The sequence below is a fragment of the Rhodobacter lacus genome (assembly GCF_042683065.1).
Classification (GTDB): domain Bacteria; phylum Pseudomonadota; class Alphaproteobacteria; order Rhodobacterales; family Rhodobacteraceae; genus Rhodobacter; species Rhodobacter lacus.
Map to the genome: position 1 here is coordinate 158,758 of NZ_JBHUIX010000011.1, position 20,083 is coordinate 178,840.

General features: G+C 65.6%; 21 protein-coding genes. 8 read left to right on the top strand and 13 right to left on the bottom strand.

Features of this window, described 5'->3' with window-relative positions; genetic code table 11:
* Positions 1-295: 295 nt before the first annotated feature.
* Both ACFSM0_RS10335 and ACFSM0_RS10340 read right to left on the bottom strand, forming a co-directional pair.
* Positions 296-940, bottom strand: coding sequence for an SDR family oxidoreductase (locus tag ACFSM0_RS10335; protein ID WP_377390023.1), 645 nt, complete (start codon positions 938-940; stop codon positions 296-298).
* A 79-nt stretch (positions 941-1,019) separates the two neighbouring features.
* Positions 1,020-1,496 (bottom strand): DUF1178 family protein, encoded by a 477-nt coding sequence (locus ACFSM0_RS10340; protein ID WP_377390024.1) that lies wholly within the window; start codon positions 1,494-1,496, stop codon positions 1,020-1,022.
* Between the two features lie 152 nt (positions 1,497-1,648).
* Here ACFSM0_RS10340 and ACFSM0_RS10345 point away from each other — a divergent pair, with 152 nt between their 5' ends.
* Positions 1,649-3,244 carry a GMC family oxidoreductase gene (locus ACFSM0_RS10345; RefSeq protein ID WP_377390026.1) on the top strand — a complete coding sequence of 532 codons (1,596 nt, stop codon included), beginning with the start codon at positions 1,649-1,651 and terminating at the stop codon, positions 3,242-3,244.
* Positions 3,241-4,227 (top strand): P1 family peptidase, encoded by a 987-nt coding sequence (locus tag ACFSM0_RS10350; RefSeq protein WP_377390028.1) that lies wholly within the window; start codon positions 3,241-3,243, stop codon positions 4,225-4,227. The genes ACFSM0_RS10345 and ACFSM0_RS10350 overlap by 4 nt, the downstream gene beginning before the upstream one ends.
* A 75-nt stretch (positions 4,228-4,302) precedes the next feature.
* Here ACFSM0_RS10350 and ACFSM0_RS10355 read toward each other — a convergent pair whose 3' ends face one another.
* The gene (locus ACFSM0_RS10355) at positions 4,303-5,079 is read right to left on the bottom strand and encodes an alpha/beta hydrolase (protein ID WP_377390029.1); all 777 of its coding nucleotides are present in this window, start codon (positions 5,077-5,079) and stop codon (positions 4,303-4,305) included.
* A gap of 88 nt (positions 5,080-5,167) precedes the next feature.
* Between ACFSM0_RS10355 and ACFSM0_RS10360 the strand changes: the two genes are divergently transcribed.
* Entirely contained in the window at positions 5,168-6,646 is a 1,479-nt protein-coding gene (locus tag ACFSM0_RS10360) for an NAD-dependent succinate-semialdehyde dehydrogenase (protein WP_377390031.1), read from the top strand.
* A gap of 227 nt (positions 6,647-6,873) precedes the next feature.
* On the opposite strand, the gene ACFSM0_RS10365 is transcribed toward ACFSM0_RS10360, so the two are convergent.
* From ACFSM0_RS10365 to ACFSM0_RS10380, 4 genes are all read right to left on the bottom strand, one after another.
* Positions 6,874-7,647, bottom strand: coding sequence for a DUF1013 domain-containing protein (locus tag ACFSM0_RS10365; RefSeq protein ID WP_377390033.1), 774 nt, complete (start codon positions 7,645-7,647; stop codon positions 6,874-6,876).
* A 228-nt stretch (positions 7,648-7,875) separates the two neighbouring features.
* The gene (locus ACFSM0_RS10370; RefSeq protein ID WP_377390035.1) at positions 7,876-8,331 is read right to left on the bottom strand and encodes a SpoIIAA family protein; all 456 of its coding nucleotides are present in this window, start codon (positions 8,329-8,331) and stop codon (positions 7,876-7,878) included.
* Positions 8,332-8,357: 26 nt separating this feature from the next.
* A complete protein-coding gene (locus tag ACFSM0_RS10375; protein ID WP_377390037.1) occupies positions 8,358-9,344 on the bottom strand; it encodes an NAD(P)H-quinone oxidoreductase in 987 nt (328 codons plus the stop codon).
* Positions 9,341-10,018 (bottom strand): COQ9 family protein, encoded by a 678-nt coding sequence (locus ACFSM0_RS10380; RefSeq protein ID WP_377390039.1) that lies wholly within the window; start codon positions 10,016-10,018, stop codon positions 9,341-9,343. The genes ACFSM0_RS10375 and ACFSM0_RS10380 overlap by 4 nt, the downstream gene beginning before the upstream one ends.
* A 105-nt stretch (positions 10,019-10,123) precedes the next feature.
* Here ACFSM0_RS10380 and rpsU point away from each other — a divergent pair, with 105 nt between their 5' ends.
* Positions 10,124-10,330: a 30S ribosomal protein S21 gene (gene rpsU / locus ACFSM0_RS10385; protein WP_010398727.1), complete on the top strand. Its 207-nt coding sequence runs from the start codon at positions 10,124-10,126 to the stop codon at positions 10,328-10,330.
* Between the two features lie 522 nt (positions 10,331-10,852).
* Positions 10,853-12,301: a TrkH family potassium uptake protein gene (locus tag ACFSM0_RS10390; protein ID WP_377390042.1), complete on the top strand. Its 1,449-nt coding sequence runs from the start codon at positions 10,853-10,855 to the stop codon at positions 12,299-12,301.
* Here ACFSM0_RS10390 and ACFSM0_RS10395 read toward each other — a convergent pair whose 3' ends face one another.
* Positions 12,302-12,760: an Lrp/AsnC family transcriptional regulator gene (locus ACFSM0_RS10395; protein ID WP_097071035.1), complete on the bottom strand. Its 459-nt coding sequence runs from the start codon at positions 12,758-12,760 to the stop codon at positions 12,302-12,304.
* 137 nt (positions 12,761-12,897) lie between these two features.
* On the opposite strand from ACFSM0_RS10395, the gene ald reads away from it, so the two are divergent.
* Positions 12,898-14,016 carry an alanine dehydrogenase gene (gene ald, locus ACFSM0_RS10400; protein ID WP_377390044.1) on the top strand — a complete coding sequence of 373 codons (1,119 nt, stop codon included), beginning with the start codon at positions 12,898-12,900 and terminating at the stop codon, positions 14,014-14,016.
* Between the two features lie 35 nt (positions 14,017-14,051).
* On the opposite strand, the gene mscL is transcribed toward ald, so the two are convergent.
* Complete coding sequence (gene mscL, locus ACFSM0_RS10405) at positions 14,052-14,480, bottom strand: large conductance mechanosensitive channel protein MscL (protein ID WP_377390046.1); 429 nt, start codon at positions 14,478-14,480, stop codon at positions 14,052-14,054.
* A 102-nt stretch (positions 14,481-14,582) separates the two neighbouring features.
* Here mscL and ACFSM0_RS10410 point away from each other — a divergent pair, with 102 nt between their 5' ends.
* On the top strand, positions 14,583-15,278 hold the full coding sequence (locus tag ACFSM0_RS10410) for a glutathione S-transferase N-terminal domain-containing protein (RefSeq protein ID WP_377390048.1): 696 nt from the start codon (positions 14,583-14,585) through the stop codon (positions 15,276-15,278).
* Positions 15,279-15,284: 6 nt separating this feature from the next.
* Here the strand turns inward: ACFSM0_RS10410 and ACFSM0_RS10415 are convergent, their stop codons facing one another.
* From ACFSM0_RS10415 to ACFSM0_RS10430, 4 genes are all read right to left on the bottom strand, one after another.
* A complete protein-coding gene (locus ACFSM0_RS10415; RefSeq protein WP_377390050.1) occupies positions 15,285-15,938 on the bottom strand; it encodes a hypothetical protein in 654 nt (217 codons plus the stop codon).
* Between the two features lie 108 nt (positions 15,939-16,046).
* Positions 16,047-16,838: an inositol monophosphatase family protein gene (locus tag ACFSM0_RS10420; RefSeq protein ID WP_377390052.1), complete on the bottom strand. Its 792-nt coding sequence runs from the start codon at positions 16,836-16,838 to the stop codon at positions 16,047-16,049.
* A gap of 61 nt (positions 16,839-16,899) precedes the next feature.
* Complete coding sequence (locus tag ACFSM0_RS10425) at positions 16,900-18,096, bottom strand: MFS transporter (protein ID WP_377390054.1); 1,197 nt, start codon at positions 18,094-18,096, stop codon at positions 16,900-16,902.
* 80 nt (positions 18,097-18,176) lie between these two features.
* Positions 18,177-19,082 (bottom strand): LysR family transcriptional regulator, encoded by a 906-nt coding sequence (locus ACFSM0_RS10430; protein ID WP_377390574.1) that lies wholly within the window; start codon positions 19,080-19,082, stop codon positions 18,177-18,179.
* A gap of 89 nt (positions 19,083-19,171) precedes the next feature.
* Here ACFSM0_RS10430 and metF point away from each other — a divergent pair, with 89 nt between their 5' ends.
* Positions 19,172-20,038, top strand: a complete 867-nt coding sequence (metF, locus tag ACFSM0_RS10435; RefSeq protein ID WP_377390056.1) for a methylenetetrahydrofolate reductase [NAD(P)H] — start codon at positions 19,172-19,174, stop codon at positions 20,036-20,038.
* Positions 20,039-20,083: the final 45 nt, after the last annotated feature.

Below are 20,083 nucleotides of genomic sequence, written 5' to 3' on the forward strand. Positions count from 1 at the left end.
GCAATCGCCCAAAATTTAGGCGCACTTCGCGCCAGCGGTCCGTTTCCGGGCAGTCGCGCGAGAGTGACCGCATTGGCGCCTTCGGGGCGGCTGTTGACCTTGACCGAATGGCGCCGGAGCCCAACTTTGGGGGTATCGGAAAGGGAATGTTCCGATTGGCCTCCGGGCCCAGACAGCAAGGCCCCCCGCCCTTGCGCCTCCTCCTCCCGGCGCAAGGGCGGGCTGCCCTGATTGTCGATCCGAATGCCTTTGCGGCGGGTGGCGTGCCCCTCATACGCCCCCGCCGCAAGCCTTGTCAAAACGGCAGCGTGCCGCCGTCGTAACTCTCGAAACACCCGGTGGTGTCGAGCGACAGCGCATCGAACCGCGCCGCGAGCCCGGTCACCGCCGCGCGCGGGGAAATTTCCGCCTGCGGCCCGCCCATATCGGTTTTCACCCAGCCCGGATGATAGATGCCGACGGCGATCCCCTCCGGCTTGAGGTCCACCGCAAGGTTGCGACCAAGGTTGAGCGCCGCCGCCTTCGAGGCGCGATAGATATAGCTGCCGCCCGGCGCGCGCGCATCCGAGGCCATGCCGGAGGAAATGATCGCCACCTTCCCCTTTGCCGCCAGCAAATTTGGCAAAAGCGCCTGAATCGAGAGAAACACGCCGGTCACATTGACCGCAAAGCTCTTGGCCCAGAGCGGCGCGGCATAGCCCGCCTCAAGCTCCTGCCCCTTGTCGGCATAGACCCCGGCATTGCACACCAGCAGATCGAGCGGCAACCCATTGAGCCGCCGCGCCAGCTCCTTCGCGCTGTCGGGCTGGGTCACATCGAGCGGCAGCAGGTCGCCCTCGGGCCGCCGCGCCGTGCCAAAAGCCGCCGTCCCGGCATGCCGATAATGCGCCAGCAATGCCGCGCCGATGCCCCGATTTGCCCCGGTGATGAGAATGGTCATCCGAACCTCCTTTTTGCCCATCATGGCGTGCTCATCGGCAGGGGCAAGGGGGGTTGGATGCGGGGCGCGCCGTCGCGGCTCAGTTGCGGCGGCGCTTTGGCACGATCGGCAGGGGCGTGACCGGAATCCCTTCCTCCAGAAGCGCCTTGGCATCCTCGATCTTCGCCTCGCCATGGATCGAGCGCTCGGGCTTGAGCCCGGCATGCATCGCCCGCGCCTCGGCGGTGAAATCGGCGCCAACGTAATCGGAGGTTTCCTCGACCTTGCGCCGCATCGCATCAAAAAGCGCCTCGGCGGCGTCCTGCGGTTCGCTGAGCGGATGGGCGGGGGCTTGCGCCGAGGGCATTGCTGCGGGCGCCTCTGGTGCTGTGGGAACAGGTGCGGCCTTGCGCGCCGACCGCAACGCCGGGGTCATCAGCGCTTTTTCCACCTTCGTCGCGCCGCAGACGGCGCAGGCCACCATGCTCGCCCCATGCAGTTTCTCGAAGGCCTCGGCTGAGGCAAACCAGCTTTCGAAGCTGTGGCCGTTTTCACATTTGAGGCTGTAACGGATCATGGGCGCGGCACTTCTGAGACAGCCCCATCAGACAGGGGGCGCGACAAAATTGCAAGGGCTCTGGCGCAGGCGGGCGCGAAAAGCGCCCTGGCATCAGCCTTGCGCCCGCCGGGTTGCCTTGAGAAGATCCCCCCCGGAGGAGGAGGGAGATCATGGACAGCTACGATTACATCGTGGTCGGCGCGGGGAGCGCCGGCTGTGTTTTGGCAAACCGGCTCAGCGCCAATCCGAAAAACCGGGTGTTGCTGCTCGAGGCGGGCGGGCGCGACACCTATCACTGGGTGCACATTCCGGTGGGATATCTTTACTGCATTGGCAATCCGCGCACCGACTGGGGGTTTTCGACACAGCCTGAACCGGGGCTGAACGGGCGCGCGCTGCTTTACCCGCGCGGGCGGATTCTGGGCGGCTGCTCGGCGATCAACGGCATGATCTACATGCGCGGCCAGGCGCGCGATTATGACCTCTGGGCCCAGGAAGGCTGCACCGGCTGGGGCTGGAGCGACGTGCTGCCGCTGTTTCGCGATCAGGAAGATTTCTTCCTTGGTGCATCAGAAACCCATGGCGCGGGCGGGGCGCTGCGGGTCGAGCAGGCGCGGGTGCGCTGGGAAGTGCTCGACGCCTTTCTCGACGCCGCAGCCGAGGCGGGCCTGCCGCGCAGCGCAGATTTCAACGGCGGCACCAATGAAGGCGCGGGCTATTTCCACGTCACGCAAAAAAATGGCTGGCGCTGGTCGGCGGCCACAGCCTTTCTCAAACCGGTGCTGGCGCGGCCGAACCTGCGGGTCATGACCGGCGCACAGGTGGAACGGCTGACACTTTCCGAGGGGCGCGTGACCGGGCTCGTGGTCCACGACAAGGCCGGGCGGCATAAGGTGACGGCGGGCGAGGTGGTGCTCGCCGCCGGCGCGATCGGCACGCCGCAGATCCTTGAACTCTCTGGCATCGGCGACCCTGAGGTGCTCAGCGCGAACGGCATTGCCCCGCAAGTGGCCGTGCCCGAGGTCGGCAAGAACCTGCAAGACCATCTGCAATTGCGGCTCATCTTCAAGGTCTCGGGCACGCGCACGCTCAACACCATGGCCGCGACCCTGCTCGGCAAGGCGAAAATCGCCGCCGAATATGCCGCCTTCCGCAGCGGGCCAATGTCGATGGCGCCCTCTCAGGCCGGGATCTTCGCGCGGTCTTTCCCGGAAAAGGAAACCCCCGATCTGGAATGGCATTTGCAGCCGGTGAGCCTTGACCGGTTCGGCGCGCCGCTGCACCCGTTCGAGGCGATGACGGCGAGCGTGTGCAACCTGCGCCCGGAAAGCCGCGGCACCAGCCACCTGCAGGGGCCCGATTTCCGCGCCGCGCCCGCGATCGCGCCCAATTACCTCGCCACCGAGGGGGATCGGCGCGTGGCCGCCCAGAGCATCCGCATCACCCGCGAAATCGCGGCCAAGCCCGCTTTCGCGCGGTTCCGGCCAGAGGAATACAAGCCCGGCGCCGAACTGGCGAGCGAAGAGGCCCTGCAACAGGCCGCGGGCGATATCGGCACCACGATCTTCCACCCCGTCGGCACCTGCCGGATGGGCGCGGATGCGGGCGCCGTGGTCGACCCGCGGTTGCGGCTGAACGCGCTGAAGGGCCTGCGCATCGCCGATGCCTCGGTGATGCCGCGCATCACCTCGGGCAACACCAACGCGCCGGTGATGATGATCGCCGAAAAGGCCGCGCGCATGATCTTGGAGGATGCAAACGCATGAAACCGGGCCCCTTGAACCTGATCACCGATGTGCCCGGCCTTTTTGTCGGCAACGCACATGACCCGGCGCTGCGCTCAGGGGTGACGGTGCTCACCGGCGCCCGCCCCTTCACCGCGGCGGTGTCGGTGATGGGCGGCGCCCCAGGCACCCGCGAGACCGACCTTCTCGCCCCCGACAAACTGGTGCAGGAGGTGGATGCGCTGGTGCTGTCGGGGGGCTCCGCTTTCGGGCTCGATGCCGCCTCGGGCGTGATGGCGGGGCTGCGCGCCAAGGGCCGCGGCTTTGCCGTGGGCGACATGCGCGTGCCCATCGTGCCCGGCGCGATCCTCTTTGATCTGCTGAACGGCGGCGCGAAGGACTGGGAAAAAAGCCCCTACCCCGCCCTTGGCCGCGCGGCGCTTGAGGCTGCGGCAGAAAGCTTCGCCATTGGCACGGCAGGGGCGGGCTATGGCGCGCTGACCGGCACGCTCAAGGGCGGGCTCGGCTCGGCCTCGGCGGTGCTCGCGGGCGGCTTCACCGTGGGCGCCCTCGTGGCGGTGAATGCGCTCGGGCAAGCGACCGTGGGCACGGGCCGCCATTTCTGGGCCGCGCCTTGGGAAATGGGCGATGAATTTGGCGCCTTGGGCGCGGCGCCCGGCTACACGCCCGAGGCCGAACCGCAACCGATGAAACGGATGGGCGAGGCCACCACCATCGCCATCGTCGCCACCGATGCGGCCCTTGATCAGGCGCAGGCGCAACGCATGGCCACCGCCGCCCATGACGGCATGGCCCGCGCGCTGGTGCCAAGCCACACCCCGCTCGACGGCGATCTCGTCTTTGCCGCCGCCACCGGCGCGCGCCCGCTCACCGACGCCATCGCCGATCCGTTCCGCCTCGGCCATGCCGCCGCCCTTTGCCTTGCCCGCGCCATTGCCCGCGCCGTCTATGCGGCCAGCCCGCAGCCGGGCGATGTGCAACCTTGCTGGCAAACCCTCTCCTGAGGCCGCCTTCGACTTTGCGCAAATATCCCGGGGGGTGAATTGGCGCGTCCGCGCCAAGAGGGGGGCAGCGCCCCCCTAACCGATCACCGCCTGGCACAGCGACCGGTCTGCGCGCTCCAGCCCTTCGATCACATCGAAATGGTGCCGCCCCGGATCGACGGTGAGCTTTGCCCCCCAGGCCTCGGCAAGCCAGCGCGCCTGATCGCGGAAGGCGGGCCGTTCGGCCTCTCCCACCCAGACCTCGACCGGCATCCGGGGCGCGGGCGCATGCACCGGGCTTTCCGCCCGCGCTTCCTCTTCATCGAGCCCGAGCACCGCCGTCATCGAGGTGCGCAAAAGCGGTGCCAGATCCGAGACCGGCGAGATCGGCACCACCTTCTCGATCCGCGCCAGAACCTCCTCCGCGAGCAGCCCCGAACTCACCAGCCGCGCCACCAGATGCCCGCCCGCGGAATGGCCGCACAGCCGGATCGGCCCGGAAAAGCGCCGCGCCACCTCTGCCACTGCCAGCGCCAAAAGTGCGGTGATTTGCGAGATCCGCACCGCGGGCGCGAGATCATAGCCCGGAATCGCCACCGCCCAGCCCGCGCTCACCGGGCCCTGCGCAAGGTGGGAATAGAGCCGCCGCGAGCCCTCGCTCCAGTAGCCGCCATGCACGAAGATCACCACGCCCTTCGGCGCGCCTTGGGGCAGGAAGATGTCGATCTGCCGCTCGGCCCCGCTGTCATAGCCCACCTCAAGCATCATCGCATCGTCGCGATAGGCCTCGGCCGCGCGCGCCCAGCACTCCGGGAAGGCTTCGCCCTGCGGGATGTAGGGCATATTGGCATAGTCATCGTCCAGATCGGTCATTTCCCACCTCTTTCTTGCCACGGCGCACGATTTACATCGGCGCCGCCGCGTGCTTCCCTTGCATATCCCGCAAACGATGAGAGATGCCATGCTCGATACCGCCACCGATCTGAAATCCCTGCTCAAGGATCCGAGCCTTCTGTGCACCAAGGCCCTCGTCGCGGGGGATTGGGTCGACGCCGCGGATGGCGCGACCTTTGATGTCAAAAACCCCGCCCGCGGCGATGTGATCTGCACCGTGCCGGACCTGACCCGCGCCGATGCCGCCCGTGCCATTGCCGCCGCGCAAGCCGCGATGAAGGACTGGGCCGCGCGCACCGGCAAGGAGCGCGCCGCGGTGATGCGCAAATGGTTCGATCTGATGATGGCGAACCAGGATGATCTGGGCCTGATCCTCACCGCCGAGATGGGCAAGCCCTTGGCCGAGGCAAAGGGCGAAATCGCCTATGGCGCCAGCTTCATCGAATGGTTCGGCGAGGAAGCCAAGCGCATCTACGGCGAAACGATCCCCGGCCACATGCGTGACAAGCGCATCACCGTGCTCAAGCAGCCGATCGGCGTGGTGGGCTCGATCACGCCGTGGAACTTCCCCAATGCGATGATCGCGCGCAAGGCCGGCCCCGCGCTTGCGGTGGGCTGCGGCTTTGTCTGCCGCCCCGCCTCGGAAACGCCGCTCTCCGCGCTCGCGATGGGGCTTTTGGGTGAGCGCGCCGGTCTGCCCAAGGGCATCCTCTCGGTGATCACCTCGTCGCGCGCCTCCGACATCGGCAAAGAGTTCTGTGAAAACCACGCCGTGCGCAAACTCACCTTCACCGGCTCGACCGAGGTGGGGCGGATCTTGCTGCGTCAGGCCGCCGATCAGGTGATGAAATGCTCGATGGAGCTTGGCGGCAACGCCCCCTTCATCGTCTTTGACGATGCCGATCTCGATGCCGCGGTCGAAGGCGCGATGATGTCGAAGTTCCGCAACAACGGGCAAACCTGCGTTTGCGCGAACCGGCTCTATGTGCAGGCGGGCGTTTATGACGCCTTCGCCGAAAAGCTCGCCGCAGCGGTCGCCAAGCTCACCGTGGGCGACGGGCTCGAGGCGGGCGTGACCACCGGCCCCCTGATCTCGGAAGATGCGGTCGAGAAGGTCGAGGAACATATCGCCGATGTGGTGGCGGGCGGCGGCAAGATCGTCACCGGCGGCGCGCGCCACGCGCTTGGCGGCACCTTCTTCCAGCCCACTGTCGTCACCGGCGTCACCCAGGAGATGAAGGTCGCGACCGAAGAGACCTTTGGCCCGGTCGCGCCGCTCTTCAAGTTCGAAACCGAGGACGAGGTGATCGAGAAGGCCAATGCCACGATCTTCGGGCTGGCCTCCTATTTCTACGCCCGCGACATCGGCCGCATCACCCGCGTGCAGGAAGGGCTCGAATACGGCATCGTCGGCGTGAACACCGGCATCATCTCGACCGAGGTGGCGCCCTTTGGCGGCGTCAAGCAATCCGGGCTCGGGCGCGAGGGCAGCCATCACGGCGTCGAGGATTATCTCGAACTGAAATACATCTGCCTCTCGATCTGAGCCAAATCACCACACCGCCGCACCCGATCGTGTGCGGCGGTCCGGCCCGCGATCTTGCAGCCCCTCCCCGGCGCCCACACCGCGCCGAACGGCCTTTCATCTTGCCATAAATATCCTGGGGGTGCGGGGGCGAAGCCCCCGCCCGGGTCGTTTCGGCCCTGCCGAAACGACAGAAAAACCCCCGCCGATCCGGCAGGGGCCTTGCAGTCTCACAAAAGGGGATCAGCTCAGCGGATCGGGCCGCTGTCTTCCTCGTCCTCGTCGTCCTCATCGTCATGCGGCAGGTTGAAGAAGCTGTCGGCATCCGAGAAATCCTTCGGATGCTCGCGCTCTTCCTCCGCCATGCCGCCGCCAAGCGTGAAGCCCTCAAGCTCGGCAATGCCCCCCGGAAGCCGCGGCTCGGTCGCCATGCCAAGGCTCTGCTCGGTCGAGACCAGCTTGCGCCGCTCGTCATCGCTCATCACGCCTTCGGCCGCGCGTTTCTTCGCCGCTTTCTGCACTTCGCTGTCGAGCTCGGATTGCCGGCACAGGCCCAGCGCCACCGGGTCGATCGCCGTCATGTTGGCAATGTTCCAATGCGTACGCTCGCGGATCGAGGCAATCGTCGGCTTCGTGGTGCCCACGAGCCGGGCGATCTGCGCATCCGCCAGTTCGGGGTGGAATTTCACCAGCCACAGGATCGCGTTCGGGCGGTCCTGCCGTTTGGACAGCGGCGTATAGCGCGGGCCACGGCGCTTGTCCTCGCCCACGGCGGCAGCGTTGAACTTGAGCCGCAGCTTGTAGAGCGGGTCTTTCTCGCCCTTGTCGATCTCTTTCTGGTCGAGCTGGTTCGAGGCGACCGGGTCAAACCCCTTCACACCGGCGGCAACATCGCCATCGGCGATGCCCTGAACCTCAAGCTCGTGCATACCGCAGAAATCGGCGATCTGCTTGAAGGTAAGCGTGGTATTGTCCACCAGCCAAACGGCAGTGGCCTTTGACATCAGGGGCTTGTTCGTCATCGACGCCATCCTTTACAAATCTCTCCCGGGCCGTGAAACCGGCTGCGGCCTGGGCTTCCCCCCGGCCGCGGTCCATTTCTGGTGGGGAATTGCCGGCCTGTATAGGCAAGAAACCGCGTCATGGAAAGAGAAAATGAGAGCATTTATCCTTGTTCTCGCCACGCTTTTCGCCCCCCGGGCCGGGCGGACGGCCGCCTGCGCGATGCGCTTATGGAGCGCGTGCGGTGATCAGCTCGCCGGCGGCTCCCGATCTTCGAGCATCGAGAGCTTGTGCTCCGCCGCCACTTCCGGCCCGCCGTCGCGTTCAGGGTCTGCCGAGATCCAGTCTTTCGCCGCCGCGATCTGAGCGCGCGGGAAGGTGCGCACCGGGCAGCGGATCAGCGGCGCAAAAAGCCGCACCCCGCCATTGACCCAGGCCACGTCGCTCACCACCGCGATGCGGGCAAAATCGCCCAGATGCAGCAGGCCAACCTTGCCATCCTCAAACATCGCCCCGGCGGTGAAGCCCTCAAAATCTTCGCCCAGCGCGTACAGCAGCTTGAGCCGCCCCTCGGCCTTCAACCGCGCCTCCAGCGCCGGGATCAGATCGGTCACATAGGCATCATGGTCGATCTTGCCATGCGCCTCCAGCGCCAGCACATCGGCGGGAAAGCCCTCGATCAGGGTAAAGCGCCCCTTCGTCATCCTGTCCTCCTTCGGTTGGCGAAAGTTCAGCGAACCTTCAGGACAATCTTGCCGATATGGGCATTGGTTTCCATCCGCGCATGGGCCGCGGCGGCCTCGGCGAGCGGAAACTCGCTGTCTTGCACCACCTTGAGCTTGCCCGCGGCGATCATTGGCCAGACCTCGGCCGCCAGCGCGCGCGCGATGGCGGCCTTGGCGGCGTCCGATTGCGGGCGCAGCGTCGAGCCGGTGATGGTCAGGCGGCGCATCATCACCTGCGCGAAGTTGATCTCGGCCTTCGGGCTCTCCAGAAAGGCGATGAACACAAGCCGTCCGTCATCCGCCAATGCCTTGATGTCGCGCGCGATATAACTGCCGCCGACCATGTCGAGAATGAGATCGGCGCCGCCCTCGGCACGCAGCACTTCGACAAAATCGGTTTCGCGATAGGGGATTGCACTGGCGCCAAGGCTTTCACAGACGGCGCATTTCTCGGCACTCCCCGCCGTTGCCCAGACCCGCGCCCCCAGCGCGCGCGCGATCTGAATTGCCGTTGTGCCAATGCCGGAGGTGCCGCCATGCACAAGGAAGCGCTCGCCCGCCGTGAGCCCGCCGCGCATCACCACATTGGACCAGACGGTGAAGCAGGTCTCGGGCAGGCAGGCGGCATCGCGCAGGCTCACGCCCTGCGGCACCGGCAGCGCATGGGCGGCGGGGCAAAGCGCATATTCGGCATAGCCCCCGCCCGGGGTCAGCGCGCAGACCGCATCTCCCACCTGCCAGCCCGCGACCTCGGGGCCGATGGCGGCGACAATGCCCGAGACCTCAAGCCCCGGCAGATCCGAGGCGCCCGAGGGGGCCTTGTAAGCCCCCATGCGCTGCAGCACATCGGGGCGGTTCACCCCCGCCCAGGCCACCTCGATCAGAATTTCCCCCGGCCCCGGCACCGGCACGGCGCGGCTTGCGGGTTTGAGCATATCGGCGCCACCGGGCGCCGCGATCTCGATGCAGCGCATCTGCTCGGGCAGGCTCATGCCACCTCCTCACCGGCAACATGACCGGGGGCAGCCATGGGCGCGGGCGCGCGCAGGTTTTCCAAAAGGCCCTTCAGCCCCGGCACTTTCAGAAGCTGCGTTTTCACCTTGTCAAATTGCAGCACATTCTCGATCCGGTGATCGAGAAAGGCCCAGCTCTCGGCATGGCCCTCGCTGTCATCCCCGATCCAGAACAGCGTGGTGGCCGAGATCACCCCCGAAAGCGTGAGGCGCTTGGAATACCAGTTGTAATCCACGCTCGTGTCGCCCAGCGCGCGCCAGATCAGATCGGCGGTTTCCCACACGAGCTTGGCCCCCATCGCGGCATTTTGCGGCAGAGCGAAGACCGAGGCACCGCGGCTCACCAGATCCCGGTCGACAAGATCGAAGCGCATCTTGAGCGCGCTCGCCACCTTGTCGCGAAACCGCATCCCGCTGAAATCGGCGCCGGCCAGCGCCTGCGCCAGCGCCCGGTCCGCAGAGCGGTGATATTCCGCCGCAAGATCAACGGCGCCGCGCGGGCACACAAGCCGCGCCAGCGCCGGGTCCGTTCCCGTGGCGCGGATCGCCTCCTGAAAGGCGGGTTCGGACCAGCCATCAAAAGGCACATGCGGCGTGATCGCATCCAGCAGGTCCGCGCGCAGACGCGACACGTTCAAATGGTCGTTTTTCATGGCTTTTCCCTTGTGCGGCAACAGTGGACAAATGCCTTGGCCTTTGCTATATGGCCGCTTCCTGCACAGCGATGCAACTCAAACTTAGGAAGGTGGTGACACCACATGCAGGTCAGCGTTCGCGACAACAACGTCGAACAAGCGCTTCGTGCTCTGAAGAAAAAACTTCAGCGCGAGGGGGTTTTCCGGGAAATGAAGCTCAAGCAGCATTTCGAAAAGCCGTCCGTGAAGAAAGCGCGCGAAAAAGCTGAAGCCATCCGCCGCGCCCGTAAACTGGCGCGCAAGAAGGCCCAACGCGAAGGCGCGCTCTAAGCGCTTGGATACGCTGGCGGGTTCGCCCGCAAGTGAAAACCCCCGTGGCCCGGCCATCGGGGGTTTTGTCTTTTTGGCGCAAACCGAGACCGGGAGGCAGGCCCCGGGCCGGCTCAGGCCGCCGGGACTGCGCGCGCGCCTCGGTGCGGAGATGCCCCCTCGCCTCATGCAGTTGCGCGCCATGCCGTTGCGGGCGCGGCGTGCGGCCGTGGTCTCTCCACCATCGCGACGTTTTGCTGCGCCACCGAATCGAGCGGCTCGACCGGGCCGTTGATGCCGGTGCGGGCGCGCGGCTGTTGGCCTCGGCCGCGGTGCGCGTGGTCTCTTCCGATTGCAGGCGCATCGCCGTGGCACTCTGCAGCGCCTCTTCTGCCTCGTGCCGGCGCAGCTCCGCCTTCTGAGCGGGTCCTCGTCCGGCACGGTTTATGGCGTGTTTGTCACAGCCCGAACCGCGCTCCGGCACCGCTGCTCACGATTTCGTGAGTTGCGTCCTCCGTCCCCCCTTTGCATCGCTCGGACACGATGACCGATTTCGGACCCGTCTTTTATATCTTCGGCCACATCCTGCTGGCACTCGGAGCAGCCATGCTGCTGCCGGCGGGCTATGATATCGCGCTTTCCGATCCGAACGGGTTGCAGGTGCTCAAGGCCGCGATCGAAACGCTGCTGTTTGGCGCGCTCCTGTCGCTTGCCGCGCGCTCGGACGAGCCACGCCCGCTCACGCTGCGGCAGGCCTATATGCTCACCGCGGCGATCTGGCTCTTCCTGCCGGCCTTCGGCGCATTGCCCTTCATTCATGGCAAGCCCGATGTGAGCTTTGCCGATGCCTATTTTGAGGCAGTGTCGGGGGTGACCACCACCGGCTACACGGTGTTCCAGCATCTCGACGAGCTGCCGCGCTCGGTGCTCATCTGGCGGGCCATGCTGCAATGGGCAGGCGGGCTCGGCATCGCCTTTGTCGCCATGATCTTCCTGCCAGTGATGCGGATCGGCGGCATGCGGTTTTTCCAGACCGAAGGGTTTGACACCTTCGGCAAGGTTCTGCCCCGTGCGACCGACATCGCCGTCGCCCTGCTGCAGGTTTACACGATTATCACCATCGCCTGCGCGGTGAGCTTCATCGCCTGCGGCATGGCCCCCTTCGATGCGATCTGCAACGCGATGGCAACGCTTTCGACCGGCGGCTTTGCCACCACCGATTCGAGCTTCATGAATTACGCCCCTTCCGCGCAATATGCGGGCGTGGTGTTCATGTTGCTCGCCGGGATGCCCTTCATCCGCTTCGTGCAAGTCATGCAAGGCCAGCTCACGCCGATCTGGCGCGATTCGCAGATCCGCGCCTTCCTGCGCTGGTTTGTCTATTACACGATCGTCGCAACGCTCTGGCGCTACAGCCAGGAAGACCTCCCGTTCGAGCAGGTGTTCCGCGAAACCGCATTCAACTTTTCCTCGATCCTCACCGGCACCGGCTTTGGCGTGGGCGGGGTCGAGCCCTGGGGCGGCTTCGTGATGGTGCTGGCGTTCCTTGTCGGCATGTCGGGCGGCTGCACCGGTTCAAGCTCGGGCTCGCTGTCGGTGTTCCGGGTGCAGGTGGTGCTTTCGGCGATCTATGCCACGATCCGGCAACTGCATTCGCCCAACCGCGTGGTGGTGCCACGCTATGACGGCAAGCCGCTCGACGAGGCGACGATGGGGCCGCTGATCTTGCATGTCACGGGCTACATCCTCACCCAGGGCATTGTTGCGGTGCTGATCTCGATGACCGGGGTGGATTTCTCCTCCGCGCTCTTCGCCAGTTGGGGGGCGATCGGCAATATCGGCTTTGGCGTCGGCCCGATGGTGGCCGCCACCGGCACGATGGTCGATTTCAACGACCTTTCGACCTGGCTGATGAGCCTGTCGATGCTTTTGGGGCGGCTCGGGCTGCTCGCCATTCTCGTGCTGGTGCTGCCGCGGTTCTGGCGCGACTGATCAGACGGGAAGCGCCGTGGTTTTGAACACGGTGCGCAAGGCAAACGAGCTTTGCATGCCCTGCACCCCCGGCAACCGCGCAAGCTTGGAGCGGTGGATGCGGGCAAAATCCTCGGTATCTTCCGCCACCACCTTGAGCAGATAATCCGCCGAGCCCGCCATCAGATGGCATTCGAGCACATCGGGGATCTTTTTCACCTCGCGCTCGAACGCCTCGAGCACTTCGTCGGCTTGGCCTGAAAGCGTGATCTCGACAAAGACCGTGGTCGGGCAGCCCATCTTGCGGGTGTCAAGGAGCGCCACATAATCCTTGATGTAGCCCTCCTCCTCCAGCCGTTGCACCCGGCGGTGACAGGCGGAAGCGGAGAGGTTCACCCGCTCGGAAAGGTCGGCATTGGAGATCCGGCCCTGCTTTTGCAGCACGGTCAGAATTCGTCGATCTGTGGCGTCAAGGCTCATCGCAGCGGGATTTTCTTCGAAGCAGTGGCAATTTTGGCGAAGATATGCGCGCGCACCGCGCCCTTTTGCAAGCGGAAATCAAGCCAATTGCAGCCGCTCGGGCGCAAGCTGAGGTCAGTGCGTCAAGGGAGGATGCCATGAAGATCGGATGTGTGCGGGAGATCAAGCCGCAGGAGTTTCGCGTCGGGATGACGCCGTTTGCGGTGCATGAGGCGGTGGCGCAAGGCCATGCGGTGATGATCGAGGCGGGCGCGGGCCAAGGGGCCGGATATGCCGATGCCGATTACGCCGCCGCGGGCGCGACGGTTGTGGCCGAGGCGGCCACCGTCTGGGCCGAAGCGGAGATGGTGGTGAAGGTGAAGGAGCCGCAGGCGGAGGAACGGGCGCAATTGCGCCGCGGCCAGGTGCTCTTCACCTATCTTCACCTTGCGCCCGACCCGGCGCAAACGGCCGATCTTGTCGCCTCTGGCGCCACCTGCATCGCCTATGAAACGGTGACGGACAGGATGGGAGGTTTGCCCCTGCTCGCGCCGATGTCGGAGGTGGCCGGGCGGCTCGCGCCGCAAGTCGGCGCCTGGGCGCTGCAAAAGGCCAATGGCGGGCGCGGCGTGCTTCTGGGCGGGGTGCCCGGGGTCTTGCCGGCGCGGGTGCTGGTGATTGGCGGCGGTGTGGTTGGCACACAGGCCGCCCGCGTTGCCGCAGGCATGGGCGCCGATGTGACGGTGCTTGACCGCGCCCTGCCGCGGCTGCGCTATCTTGACGATGTGTTCGGGCGGGCGTTCCACACCGGCTATGCCTCCGCGGCGCTCACCGCCGAACTGGTGGCCACGGCGGATCTGGTGATCGGCGCGGTGCTGGTGCCCGGCGCGGCGGCGCCCAAGCTCGTCACCCGCGCGATGCTCTCGACGATGCGCCCGGGGGCGGTGCTCGTCGATGTCGCCATTGATCAGGGCGGCTGTTTCGAGACCTCGCATGCCACGACCCATCAAGACCCGATCTACGAGGTCGACGGCATCGTGCATTACTGCGTTGCCAACATGCCCGGCGCCGTTGCCCGCACCGCCACTCAGGCCCTGGGGCATGCCACGCTCCCCTTCCTGCTCGCGCTTGCGGGCAAGGGATGGCGGCAGGCCTGCCTTGACAACGCGCATCTGCGCGCCGGTCTCAATGTCCATGCCGGGCGTATCACCTGCGCGCCGGTGGCGGAGGCGCTCCGCCTGCCCTATCTTCCTGCCGACGAGGCGTTGACACTCTGATCGGGCACGGAGGCCGGCACCCTCCGGCCTCCGCTTCAGCGCGGCGTTTTCAGCGCGTCACGGATCTCCATCAGCAGATCAACCTCGCTCGGGCCCTTCGGCGCGGCAGCGGCCTTCGCCTCTTCGCGGTGCGCGGCCTCCTTGAGCCGGTTGACGCCTTTCACGAGCAAAAACACCACAAAGGCGATGATCAGGAAATTGATCACCGCCGTGAAAAAGGCGCCATAAGCGAACACCGGCGCCCCCGCCTCGCGCGCGGCGGCGAGCGAGGCGTAGCGGCCCTCCCCCAGATTGATGAACAGATTTGAGAAATCGATGCCGCCGGTGATCACGCCAATGATCGGGTTGATCAGGTCGCTCACCATCGAATTGACGATCGCGGTGAAAGCCGCGCCGACGATGATCCCCACGGCCATGTCGACCACGTTGCCGCGGGCGATGAAGTTTCTGAAATCCTTGAGCATGCGCCCCTCCTTGGTTCCGTGCATTGATGGACACGGCATGTTCGCCCGGGTGGCTTTTCTCCCCCGGAATTTTCGGGCAGGCTGGCCCAAACGGAGGCACATATGACCGATCTGAGCCAATTTCCCATCACAAAGCGCTGGCCCGCCACCCGCCCGGACGCGATACAGCTTTATTCGCTGACCACGCCGAACGGGGTGAAGGTCTCGATCATGCTGGAGGAATGCGGCCTGCCCTACGAGCCCCATCTGGTCCGTTTCGATACCAACGACCAGATGACGCCGGAGTTCCTCTCGCTCAACCCCAATAACAAGATCCCCGCGATCATCGACCCGAACGGGCCGGGCGGGGCGCCGCTCGCGCTTTTCGAAAGCGGCGCGATCTTGATTTATCTGGCCGAGAAGGCGGGGCAATTCCTGCCCGAGGCGCAGCGCTACGAGGTGCTGCAATGGCTGATGTGGCAGATGGGCGGGATGGGGCCGATGATGGGCCAGTTCGGCTTCTTCCATGCCTATGCCGGCAAGGAGATCGAAGATCCCCGCCCGAAGGAGCGTTATCGCGCCGAGACCGCGCGGCTGTTGAAGGTGCTCGACGGTGCGCTTGCGGGCAAGGACTGGATCTGCGGCGCCTATACGATTGCCGATATCGCCATCGCGCCCTGGCTGCGCGCGTTCCGCGACGGCTACAAGGCCGCCGATCTGGTGGGATGGGAGAGCCTTGAGAATGTGCCCGCCTATCTGGAGCGTTTCCTTGCGCGCCCGGCGGTGCAACGGGGCCTTGTGCGCCCGCAACGCGACTGAACGCGCTCAGATCTCAGGAAAGGCGCGGCCCGCCTGCTCGGCCATGCGGGTCGCGAGCCATGCGGTCCACCCGTCCGGGCGCGAAAACTGCGGCGCGCGCATTTCGGTGAATGGCGCAGGGGCCTCGGCAAAACGCGCCTCGGCCTCGGCGCGTGCGGCGGCGGCGATGTCTTCGGGGCTGCGCGCCAAGGCGGTGATCGCAAGCTCGACCGCCTCTTCCCGGCTCAACGCCGGTTCGAAAAGCTCGGCCTCTTGATGGATCGCGCGCACGAACGCGCGCAGTTGTGCCTGCGCGGCGGCGATCCGTTCGAGCGCCCGATCGCGCTGATCGGCCCGAAACGCCCGTTCCAGCGGCAGCGTATCTTCGAAAGAGGCAAGCTCCGCGCCCAGCCCGTCGATTGCGGCAACAAGCTCCAGCGCGACATGCCGGTCCTCTGCCGCTGCGATGGCCTCATGGCAGGCCTCGATCATGTCGCGCAGAAGCCGGATCCGGCCCAGCGCGACCACATCCGCCGTCTCGGCCAAGGCAAGGTCACGCGCGGCGCGGCCAATCTCTTCAAGCGTTGTCTGCAGCGGAAAAGGTGAAAGCTGCGGCTCGCAAACAGGCGCGAGGTCAGCCTCGCACGCGTCGGCTTGTGGTCTGGCAGCGCTGGTCGGCATAGTGCATCCCCTTCTGGTGATGCCGCCACCCTGTCACAACGAGGTGAACAAGTGGTGAACGGGCGCGGCCCATATTCGCGCCTTGTTCCCCCTTCGATCAACAAAAGTTCACGCCGCTTCGCGAATGATCCGGCACAGCGGTTCATAAAGCTCGGCATTGCCCGCGATCACGGCCCCGGATTCGAAGATCTCGCGGCCCTCGCGCACCGGGCCGACAAAACCGCCCGCTTCCTTGACCAGAATCAACCCTGCCGCCATGTCCCAGGCGTTGATGCCGCGCTCCCAATAGCCATCATAGCGGCCCGAGGCGACATAGGCGAGATCGAGCGCCGCCGCGCCCCAGCGCCGCACCCCGGCGCAGACCGGCATCAGCCGGGCGAGGTCTTGCAGCGTCGCGGGCAGGGTCGAGCGGCCGCCAAAGGGCACGCCGGTGGCAAAGATCGCCTCGATCATGTGGCGGCGCCCCGAAACCCGCAGACGGCTTTCGTTCATATAGGCGCCAAGGCCCTTCTCGGCGTAGTAAAGCTCATCCTTCGCGGCGTCGAACACCACACCGGCGACCACTTCGCCCTTGTGTTCGAGCGCGATCGACACCGCCCAATGCGGCAGGCCGTGCAGGAAGTTGGTGGTGCCGTCGAGCGGATCGACGATCCAGCGCCGGGTCGGGTCTTCGCCCGCTTCCTCGCCGGTTTCCTCGCCGAGCCAGCCATAGGTCGGGCGCGCGCCGCGCAGCTCTTCCTTGATGATCCGCTCCGCCTCGCGGTCCGCCTTGGAGACGAAATCGCCCGGCCCCTTGGCAGAGACCTGAAGGTTCTCGACCTCACGGAAGTCCTTCACAAGCGACCGCCCCGCCTTGCGCGCGGCCTTGATCATCAGATTGAGGTTGGCACTGCCTTGCATCGGGGGGCTCCTTCGGTTCAAGCGCCTGCCTTACACGGCGGACGGAAAGAATCCAAGAGGGTCAGCGGGCCAGAAACTCGGCCCGCCGCGGCAGGAAGATCGTCAGGATGCCGAGCGCGGGCAGCACCGAGCAGATCAGATAGACGGTGCGGATGCCGTGATGGTCCGCCAGCAGCCCGAGCGCGGCGGCGGCAATGCCCCCCATGCCGAAGCTGAGGCCAAAAAAGATCCCCGCCACCATGCCGACCCGGCCGGGCAGAAGCTCCTGCGCAAAGACCACGATGGCCGAGAAGGCCGAGGCGAGAATGAGGCCGATGATCACCGTGAGCACGCCCGAGCCCCAAAGCCCCACATGCGGCAGCGCAAGCGTGAAGGGCAGCACGCCGAGGATCGAGATCCAGATCACCGTCATCGGCCCCCAACGGTCGGCCACCGGGCCGCCCAGCACGGTGCCCGCCGCCACGGCGCCGAGGAACAAAAACAGCATGAGCTGCGCGGTGCGCGTGTCCACGCCAAAACTCTCGATCAGATAGAAGGTGTAGTAAGAGCCGAGCGAGGCCATATAGACGTTTTTGGAGAACACGAGGATCACCAGCACGGTGATCGCCAAAATGGTGCGGTTGCGCGGCAGGGGCAGGGTCTTGTCAACCGCCTTGCGGGCGCGGTCCTTCAGATGGGCGCCATACCAGCGGCTCACCCGCACGAGGATCACCCCGGCGATGCAGGCAAGCGCCCCGAAAAGCGCAACCGAAGGCCGCCCGAACGGCAGCACGATGAAGGCGGCCAGCAAGGGGCCGATGGCGGTGCCAAAATTGCCCCCCACCTGAAACACTGATTGCGCAAGGCCAAAGCGCCCGCCAGAGGCGATGCGCGCGACCCGGCTTGATTCGGGGTGGAAGATCGCCGAGCCAAAACCCACAAACATCGCGCCAAGGATCAGCGCCGGGTAGGACGGCGCGAAGGCCAGCCCCATCAGCCCGACGAAGGTCGAGAGCGAGGCCACAGGCAGCGACCAGGGCTGCGGGCGCGCATCGGTATAGATGCCGATCACCGGCTGCAACAGCGACGCCGTGCCCTGAAAGGCCAGAGTCAACAGGCCGATCTGCCAGTAATCGAGGGCGAAATCGGTCTTCAGGATCGGATAGATCGACGACAGCATCGACTGCATCACATCGTTGAGCATGTGGCAGGCAGAGATCGCGAGAAGAATCGGGAAAACCGTCGCCGAAGCGGCGCGTGAAGGCAGGGTTGCAGTCATGGCGGGGTCCGGTGGCTAAAGCCGCCCTATACCGCCACGCCGCGCGCCGGTCACGCACAAGATTGTCACGGATACAGCCCTCAGGCGCGTTGCAGCTTGACCGGCTCGGTGCGCGCAAGGCGCAGGAAATGCGCGATATAGGGCTCGCGCACATCCTCGGCGCGCGTCGCTGCATAAAGCCGCTTGGTCAGCCCCCCCTCGGTCACGGGGCGCGTGATGAAATCGGGGCGGTATTTCGCCTCGCGCAAGACCCAGTCGGGCAAAACGGCAACGCCGCGCCCGGAGGCCACGAGGAGCAGGATCACCGCCGTCAACTCCACCTGCCGGTGCAGTTTCGGCTCGATTCGCGCCGGCGTGAGCAGGAGCGAGAAAATATCTGAGCGGGCGCGGTCGATCGGATAGGTGATCAGCGTCTGATCGGCAAAATCTTCCGCCGTCACAAAGGCTTTGGCGGCAAGCGGGCTGGTCGCGGCGGCGAGGAAGGTGGGCGAATAGTCAAACAGCGGGTTGAAGGTGATGCCTTCGGTCTTTTCCGGGTCGGAGGAGATCACCACGTCCACCTCTTCGCGCGCGAGCGCGGCCAGAGCGGTGAAGGCAAGGCCGGGGCGGATGTCGATATCAATCTCGGGCCAGGCGATGCGGAAGGCCTCCAGCACCGGAAACAACCATTCAAAACAGGCATGGCATTCGATGGCGATATGCAGCCGCCCCGCCCGCCCCTGCTGGATCGCGGCAAATTCCGCCTCGGTCGCGGCAATCTCGGGCAAGATCCGCTCGGCAAGGCGCAACAGCTTCATCCCCGCGGCGGAAAGGCGCAAGGGCTTGGAACGGCGCGCAAAAAGCTCGATTCCCACCTGTTCCTCAAGCCCTTTGACCTGATGGCTGAGCGCGCTTTGGGTGATGTGCAGAATATCGGCCGCCTTGGCGAGCCCGCCCGCATCATGGATCGCCTTGATCGTGCGCAGATGCCGGAACTCCAGATACATCATGAGCGCGCCTCATTACCTTGTTGAACTTTATGAGTTTGTCTCACATCAAAAATCGTGACACAAGAGGGCAACGAAAGGACATCCAAATGCCCACGCCCAAGATCAGCTTTGAATTCTTCCCGCCGCAAACCCTCGATGCCTCGTTCCGGCTGTGGGAAACGGTTCAGGTTCTCGCCCCCCTCAAACCCGATTTCGTCTCTGTCACCTATGGTGCGGGCGGCACCACGCGGAAGCTGACCCATGAGGCGGTGGCAACGATCCACGGCAATTACGGGCTCAATGTCGCCGCGCATCTGACCTGCGTGAATGCGACCCGTGCCGAAACGAAAGACATCATCGACGCTTACGCCGCCGCGGGCGTGACCGAGATCGTTGCGCTGCGTGGCGACCCGCCGAAGGGGGAGGCCAAGTTCACCGCCCACCCCGAAGGCTTCGCCTCCTCGGTCGAGCTGATCGAGTTTCTCGCCGCCGATGGCCGCTTCAAGCTCCGCTGCGGCGCCTACCCGGAAGCCCATCCCGAGGCCGCAGACACGCTCGCCGATGTGCGCTGGCTCAAGCGCAAGGTTGAGGCAGGCGCCACCTCGGCGATCACCCAGTTCTTTTTCGAGGCGGACACGTTCTTCCGCTTCCGCGATGCCTGCGTGAAGGAAGGGATCGAGGCGAAGATCATCCCCGGCATCCTGCCGATCCAATCCTGGAAAGGCGCAAAAAGCTTTGCGCAGCGCTGCGGCACCTCGATCCCGGCCTGGGTCGAAGACGCCTTTGACCACGCCCTGCGGGACGACCGCGAAGAGCTGCTGGCCACCGCGCTCTGCACGGAACTGTGCGACGATCTGATTGCGGGCGGCGTGGAAGAGCTGCATTTCTACACGCTGAACCGCCCGCAAATGACCCGCGATGTCTGCCATGCGCTCGGGGTCAACCCGGATGTGGTGCTCGAAAACGTCGCCTGAACGCACCTGACGTAACGGAACGTCTCAAGGGGGCCTCGGCCCCCT